Annotated in this window: 8 protein-coding genes; 7 read left to right on the forward strand and 1 reads right to left on the reverse strand. The window is 32.4% G+C overall.

Translation table 11 applies throughout. The features are described from left to right. Positions 1 to 249 precede the first annotated feature (249 nt). On the forward strand, positions 250 to 864 hold the full coding sequence (locus JBL43_RS20005) for a hypothetical protein (RefSeq protein WP_198843131.1): 615 nt from the start codon (positions 250 to 252) through the stop codon (positions 862 to 864). 175 nt (positions 865 to 1,039) lie between these two features. After that, a complete protein-coding gene (locus JBL43_RS20010) occupies positions 1,040 to 1,645 on the forward strand; it encodes a hypothetical protein (RefSeq protein WP_198843132.1) in 606 nt (201 codons plus the stop codon). Between the two features lie 104 nt (positions 1,646 to 1,749). Here the strand turns inward: JBL43_RS20010 and ltrA are convergent, their stop codons facing one another. Beyond that, positions 1,750 to 3,012, reverse strand: a complete 1,263-nt coding sequence (ltrA, locus tag JBL43_RS20015; protein WP_198843133.1) for a group II intron reverse transcriptase/maturase — start codon at positions 3,010 to 3,012, stop codon at positions 1,750 to 1,752. 632 nt (positions 3,013 to 3,644) lie between these two features. Between ltrA and JBL43_RS20020 the strand changes: the two genes are divergently transcribed. The 5 genes from JBL43_RS20020 (at position 3,645) to JBL43_RS20040 (ending at position 6,646) form a co-directional block, all read left to right on the forward strand. Beyond that, complete coding sequence (locus tag JBL43_RS20020) at positions 3,645 to 4,058, forward strand: hypothetical protein (protein WP_198843134.1); 414 nt, start codon at positions 3,645 to 3,647, stop codon at positions 4,056 to 4,058. A 22-nt stretch (positions 4,059 to 4,080) separates the two neighbouring features. Then, a complete protein-coding gene (locus tag JBL43_RS20025; RefSeq protein WP_198843135.1) occupies positions 4,081 to 4,863 on the forward strand; it encodes a DUF2963 domain-containing protein in 783 nt (260 codons plus the stop codon). A 242-nt stretch (positions 4,864 to 5,105) separates the two neighbouring features. After that, complete coding sequence (locus tag JBL43_RS20030; protein ID WP_198843136.1) at positions 5,106 to 5,489, forward strand: hypothetical protein; 384 nt, start codon at positions 5,106 to 5,108, stop codon at positions 5,487 to 5,489. Then, positions 5,486 to 5,920, forward strand: coding sequence for a hypothetical protein (locus JBL43_RS20035; protein WP_198843137.1), 435 nt, complete (start codon positions 5,486 to 5,488; stop codon positions 5,918 to 5,920). The genes JBL43_RS20030 and JBL43_RS20035 overlap by 4 nt, the downstream gene beginning before the upstream one ends. A gap of 213 nt (positions 5,921 to 6,133) precedes the next feature. Beyond that, positions 6,134 to 6,646, forward strand: coding sequence for a hypothetical protein (locus JBL43_RS20040; RefSeq protein WP_198843138.1), 513 nt, complete (start codon positions 6,134 to 6,136; stop codon positions 6,644 to 6,646). The last annotated feature ends 89 nt before the right edge of the window (positions 6,647 to 6,735 follow it).

A 6,735-nucleotide genomic window follows, 5' to 3' on the forward strand; every position in this document is an offset into this window, starting at 1 on the left:
TTGTCGAAGTCTGTAGCTTCACCGTATATATTAACCTTAATTCTCTCTTTTATTCTTTCTGATTAAGTATCTAATTTAATGAATTACAAACTTAAGCCGTATATAATTTATTGCTAGCTTCTCGCCTACTTACGAAAGTCCTCGCGGACTTTCTTGGTCGGTAATTATTTACTAAATTAGTTGCTTAAAACACGCAACAAACCATATACAACAACGTTACCACACATAAAAAACCAATCAAACCTGAATATGGGAATATTTGATATTTTTAAGAAAAAAAAGGAAAATTTAATTACCACAACAGAAAATGGAATTTTAAGTCCAACTTTTCTCGAAAATAATTTTGAAAATATTACCAATCCTGAAAAACTTTATTCACACCAGTGGAGAAGAAAATTGAAAACTAAATCTGGCGGAAAAATTTTCAAAATAAAATATTATGGTGAACTTCATTCAAAACACAAAAACCTAATTATTCAGACTGAATTTGCTCCTTCGAAAATATTTGCAGTTGATATTTCTAACAATGAGGAATTTTTATTATTTGACGGTTGTTTTCACGGATACAATGCAATGTTCTGTGACAAATATTCGGAAGAACAAATAAAGAATAGAAAAGCTGACAAATTTTATGTTTCTGAAAATGGTAATGATAAATTTGAATTGGTAATATCAACTTATAATGGAATTGATTACGAAGATGAATTTAGGGAAGAAGTTGATTCAAATGGAAAAATAGAATTAGTAAGTGGAAAAAAAATTGATTTTGAAGAAGTTAAAAGAAACGGATTTGACACTTTACAAATCTGGGGAATTAATGAAAATGGGAAAAAAATTGAAATTATATCAGAAGAATTAGCATAATTACGTGTGGTAACACCGTATAAACTTTATTGCTGGTTTTGGCTCACTTAGGAAATTCCTCCGGAATTTCGCCGTTCGTGTTTTATTTACTAAATTCACTGCTTAAACAACGCAACAAAGCTTATACATCAACGTTGTAAGTAATTTAACGAACGAAATGAAAAAATTGATATTTATGGGAATTTTAGCGCTATTTGGATTTAATAATTCGATTCCAAAGAATCCTACTTTTGAACAACAATTAGAAATATTTAAAGAATTAGGCTTTGAATTGAATAATGGAACTAATAAATCTGATATTGAACGTTGGGAAAAACAAGAATTTCTTGATGAACCGTTTACTCTAATGTATATGACACTGGGACAGACAATCGAGAGAGAACCTTGGACACCTCTAACGAATAAATGCTGGGATTTTGACACTGAAGCGATTGAAGATCACGGTTCTTATATTGAAATTTTTGAAAATCTTGAACGAATTACAAGAGGAGAATTAAAATTTGAAAACGTAAAAGATTATGTTGACATCGAAGAAGGAAAGGCTTGGGTTTCATTCACATTTAGCGGAAAAGATTATAAATGGAATTTGGAAGTTGACGATGATTGGGTTGATACAGATTTATTTTCAAAAGTGGTTGAACTAACTGAAAAAGTAAAATCTAAAGGAAGATATACATATTTTGACACTGGAGGACAAAATGCAGTTATTGGCTTTGAGACAGAGAAAAGTTTGAAAGAAATTAAAAGTAAAACTGGTCTGAAAATTGAATGGTTTGAATAAAAACTACTTACAATCGAGTGGATGGCTCCGCCAATAATTGACGGAGTGCACCCCTCACACCACCGTACATACGGGTCTCGTATACGGCGGTTCGATAATGAAACTTATCGTTTGTAGTATTCGATTAAACTAACATACCCTTTCATTTTTAACCTTTTTATGGTAATGGTAGTACGTAGAATTGGACTTTGAGCAACTGCCCATCCTCCCATTCTTGTTCGACTCCACGCATAAGCATGGTCTTGGTCAATTCCTAAGCGAATCAGGTTTTTCCGTTTCCGTTCTGGTTTCTTCCAATGATGCCATATACAATACCGTAATCGGTTTCTTAACCATTCTTCCAACTTTTTAAGTTTAGTATGAATGGATGCCGGTCTAAAGTAATTTATCCAACCACGTATCAACAGATTGATACGGTCGATACGTTCTTCAAAACTTGCGGGTATTGTCTTTTTGGTAAGGTATTTAAGCTTTGCTTTGAATTCCTTCCATTTGGACGGTTTAACCACCAGTTGATATTTACCTTTTTCCCCTTTCTTGTAGGTTGGTACAAAACCAAACCCTAGTACTTGGAAATTAAAAGGCTTACGTATGCCACTTTTCTCCCTGTTTATTGGCAGTTGAAGTTTGTCTAGCAGAAATTTGTAGATACTATTACCTACACGTTTTGCAGACATTTTACTCTTAACGTAGATACTGAAATCGTCGGCATATCTTACATAACGGTGTCCTCGTTGCTCTAGTTCTTTATCCAACTCATTGAGCAGGATATTAGAGAGCAATGGGCTTAAAGGTGAACCTTGCGGTACTCCTTTTTTCCGTTTGTGCAATTTACCGTTGATCAGTATCGGGGCTTTAAGAAATGAACGCAGTAGCTTCATCGTTGGTTTGCACTTTACCTTTTTGTAAACCAATTCTAAAAGTATATAATGTTCCACTTCATCAAAGAAACTCTTTAAATCTATATCAACTATATCCTTATAACCTGAATTGATGTTTTCAAGGCTTTGTGCAATTGCCTGATGGGCGTTGCGTTGTGGTCTGAATCCATAACTATGCTGTTGAAAGTCTGGCTCGAATATCGGTTGTAAAACTTGATGTAGTGTTTGTTGAAATACCCTGTCAACAACTGTGGGAATTCCGAGTAATCGTTTCTTCCCGTTGCTTTTTGGTATTTCAACGCCCAATATTGGAGATACCTGATAGGTCTCTCTTTCTATTTGCCAAATATATCGTTTACCTTGGGTCTGCAATATAGATTTTAGTTCAGTGATATGAACCCTGTCTATTCCTGCTGAACCCTTGTTGCGATACACCCGCTCATAGGCGTCGTTTAGATTCTGTTTACTTGTTAATTGTTTAATCATTAATACTTAAATTGATTTGCTGTCTCGCTTAATCAAAGGCTATCATTTTACTGGAAAGCTATCCGTAAAGTAAAACAACTCCTAAGTTCATTAAAGACCATTATCGTTCTGTCCTTCACCAACCTATCAGGTAGTTGGTTACTATGACTTCGGCTGACTTCTCTACTTTACCAACTCGTGGTTGTAGAGACCTCCCCAGGTAATGACATCTTCTTTCACTCAATTTCTGCCGTATCTACATAAATACACCTTTGGTATTCTTTGGGCGTTACAATGATGTGGTTGCTTACCCGTGCATTTATGCCTCGTATACGGTTTCTGTTCGTCAGAACCGAGCTTTGTAGTCCTGCTTCCTTCAGTCCTAACCTCGCGGTTAGCAACCTTGCAGCTTACTAATGGTTCAGGGCGTTACCCATGCCCATAAGGGACTTGCACCCTCTAGATTAATTCTTTACTTTCGTAAGGAAAAGATGCCCATGCTGGGCACACACAATGTATAAAAATAATAGCCGAGATAGTAATAAATTCAAGGGTTGTAGCCCGCATCAACTTCCGTGTAACTTGACAGTAAAGTGCTACGCAATCGGCTACTATTCTTATACTAACCGTTAGCACACATTGGACAGAATATTATGAAAATATTAATAATACTGACTTTAATTATAGGAATTAACTCATGTTCGGCACAATCTGAATATGAAGAAAAGCTCATTGGAAAATGGATTTTAATTAACGAAACAAGCAATTGGGACGAAAGTATTGAACCATTAGAAGAAATTAATCCTGAATCGGTATCTGACTCGATAACTGAACCAAAAGAAAAATTAAAAGAGGAATTAATAACAACTCTAGCTTTTAATAAAGACAAAACTATCCATGTCAATCAAATGGGAAATAAATTTAATTCCATTTATAAAGTGACTGACTCAATTATGTTTATTGGAAGTCGCGAATATATAATCGTCGAAATTGATGAAAACAAGTTGATTTTTAAGGATAAAGACGGATTGTTTGACAAACATTATGAATATAAAAGGGACGAATAAAAAACGTTGAGGGCATTAAAAAATGAAGATTCAATATTATTCATATCTATTAATTTTATTATTAAGTTGCTCCAACCAACCTGTCCGAGAAACAGATTTGAAAAGAATGAACTTAAATGGCAATGTGAAATCTGTGAAATTGACCCAATTTAAAGCAGTTTTAAATAATGGAGTGATTGAGAAAGAAAAATTTGAAAATTCTGAAGGCGTTATTTATGCGGACAACAAATATTTCTTTAATAAAAACGGAATGATATTAGAACATAAAGAATATTTGTCGGACACACTAAATAGCAGAATTTCAATTCAATATGATAAAAATTTAAATATTTTAAAAAAACATTATTATAATTCTACAGGGGAATTAATAAACGAATCCACTTTTGAAAATACTCATAACTCAAATGGAGAGTTAATTGAGGAAAAAGAATTAATGAGAGGTAATGAGTTCAAGAATAAGTGGATAAATAAAATATTTAAAGATAAAAAAGAAGTTATTAAAATTAATCATTCAGGGTCTGACACACTCAAATCATATAAATATGAGTATGACAAAAAAGGAAATCGTATTAAAGAAATTAGATACCAAAGCGATGGAAGTGTTTTTATAGAAATAATGAATTCATTTGATAACAATAATAGTCGAATTAAAGAAATTGTAATAGGCAGTGCTAATGACACGATTTCTAATGAGAACTATGAATATCTAGAATTTGACTTATATAATAACTTAAAAAGAGTGCTTATTTCCAAAGGTAAAACACCTACCAGCTTGATTGAGTTCGAAATAGAATACTATAATTAAAACGTGTGCTAACAAAGCCTATATGCCATTAATTTTGGCTTATTTATTGAGGTTTGGAGCAATGGCTTTTAAAATATTTTTTCTTCAAACAACTCATGCACTTAGTAGGTATTGTTTGGGGAAACGCAAGGGCAACGTAAAAAAATATTTTAAAAGCGAAATGGTCTACGATTTATCTATTAACTTTAGTGCTTTAACAAAGAAAATTAACGGCACATAGCCAAACGTTAGCTGTAATTTAAATGGACATAGAAATAGTAAATAAATTTTGGGAAAAAAGAAGCCTCAAGTCCTTAATCGAAACTAGACCTATTGAGGAACTTGAATTTCCTTTTATGCCAAAAAATAAGTATGACGATAAACCTCCGTTTATTTTTATCCAAAATGACCTTTTCATAGAGATATGGAATATTGGCTGCTACACGGATTATCAACATACCTGGGAAACAGGTCTATGCCATTTTACTTATGCTATCAAAGAGCTATTAAACGGAAAAGAGTTGAAAATAGTTGAAAGTAATAATCATAAAAAAGAAAAAATATTTAAATCCGCCACTGACTTTGAAAACGAATGGATTAATGACCATCTTGAATATAAATCATTAATAAAAGAAATTATAAAATGATTTTTTATGTTTCTATAATTGAAGCCATACTTGCTTCAGCATTTTTATTTTATTTCTTACGATTTTATAGATTTAAATACAAATCGCTAAAAACAACAGGTATAATAAAAGAATTGACTTACAGTAAACCCTTTAGACGTGCATCAACTGAGTTAGTTTTTGGAGAAGGAAAAGATGTTTTGGTAAAATGTTCTTTTCTGTTAAATGACTCAATTTATAATTGCATTTCAAAACACAAAGAAATTAAATATCCAGATAGTAAAAAATACAAAGTAGGTAATAGTATTAACGTCTTTGCCTTAAAAAGCAACCCCTCCATAAATACAAGTATTGGACATAAAAGTCGCTTTCAAGCGGTAATTGCATTACTTATAGTTTTATTGTTTTGGTCTATTTTAGTTGTGTTTATTATTGTAAAAAACTACAGCTAACACAACCTATACGTAATGCGGACTTTTGGGTTTAAACGGAAAGGTTTGTGTATATTTAAAATGTCGCTAAATCTTATGGATTTAGCTTTGGACAAGAAAAAAATAAAACTAAACAATAAGCTTTAGCTTCGTGCGTAGACGGAAACGAAAATATTTCCTTACCTCCGCACTACGCATAGCTAAACCGTTAGCAAAAATTTGAAACCAACCGATATGAACAAAATAATTCTAACATCAATAAGCATAATTTTTGCTTTCAATTCAATTTTCGGACAAACGAACGAAGAAAAATATGCGAAAGATGTGAAATCAATAGATGCAATAATAAATGCATATTACGATGTTGTTTCAGGTTCTAGTAGTGAGCCTTGGGAATTTGAAAGAGATAAATATATTCATTCAGAAAATGCAGTTATAACGAGATTGGACGAAAATGGAAAAGCGGAATCACATACTCTTGAAGCGGAATATATACCAATCGGATTATCACCAAAAGTCGACTTTTATGAAAAAGAGCTAAATAGAAAAGTTAGTAAATATGGAAATATTGCACAAGTTTGGAGTGCATTTGAAATACGAACTGACCCAAAAACTGAATCAAATATTCGAGGATTAAATAGCGTCCAACTTCATTATGAAAATGGAAGATGGTTTATAGACAGTTGGACTTGCGAAATGGAATCTGAAAAGAATAATATAGTAACTGAATTTTTGAATAAGGAATAAAAAACTTTTGCTAACAAAGAACTGTGGTAAAAAACAAGTAAAATTTGCTTAATTTACCACTAAAGTACTTCTGTAATTCTGATCGTAAG

The organism is Aureibaculum flavum (assembly GCF_016406085.1).
Classification (GTDB): Bacteria; Bacteroidota; Bacteroidia; order Flavobacteriales; family Flavobacteriaceae; genus Aureibaculum; species Aureibaculum flavum.

Coding starts and splice junctions, on each gene's coding strand:
- ltrA (WP_198843133.1), bottom strand. CDS start 3,012: ATGATTAAACAATTAACAAGTAAACAGAATCTAAACGACGCCTATGAG.
- JBL43_RS20020 (WP_198843134.1), top strand. CDS start 3,645: ATGAAAATATTAATAATACTGACTTTAATTATAGGAATTAACTCATGT.
- JBL43_RS20005 (WP_198843131.1), top strand. CDS start 250: ATGGGAATATTTGATATTTTTAAGAAAAAAAAGGAAAATTTAATTACC.
- JBL43_RS20010 (WP_198843132.1), top strand. CDS start 1,040: ATGGGAATTTTAGCGCTATTTGGATTTAATAATTCGATTCCAAAGAAT.
- JBL43_RS20035 (WP_198843137.1), top strand. CDS start 5,486: ATGATTTTTTATGTTTCTATAATTGAAGCCATACTTGCTTCAGCATTT.
- JBL43_RS20030 (WP_198843136.1), top strand. CDS start 5,106: ATGGACATAGAAATAGTAAATAAATTTTGGGAAAAAAGAAGCCTCAAG.
- JBL43_RS20025 (WP_198843135.1), top strand. CDS start 4,081: ATGAAGATTCAATATTATTCATATCTATTAATTTTATTATTAAGTTGC.
- JBL43_RS20040 (WP_198843138.1), top strand. CDS start 6,134: ATGAACAAAATAATTCTAACATCAATAAGCATAATTTTTGCTTTCAAT.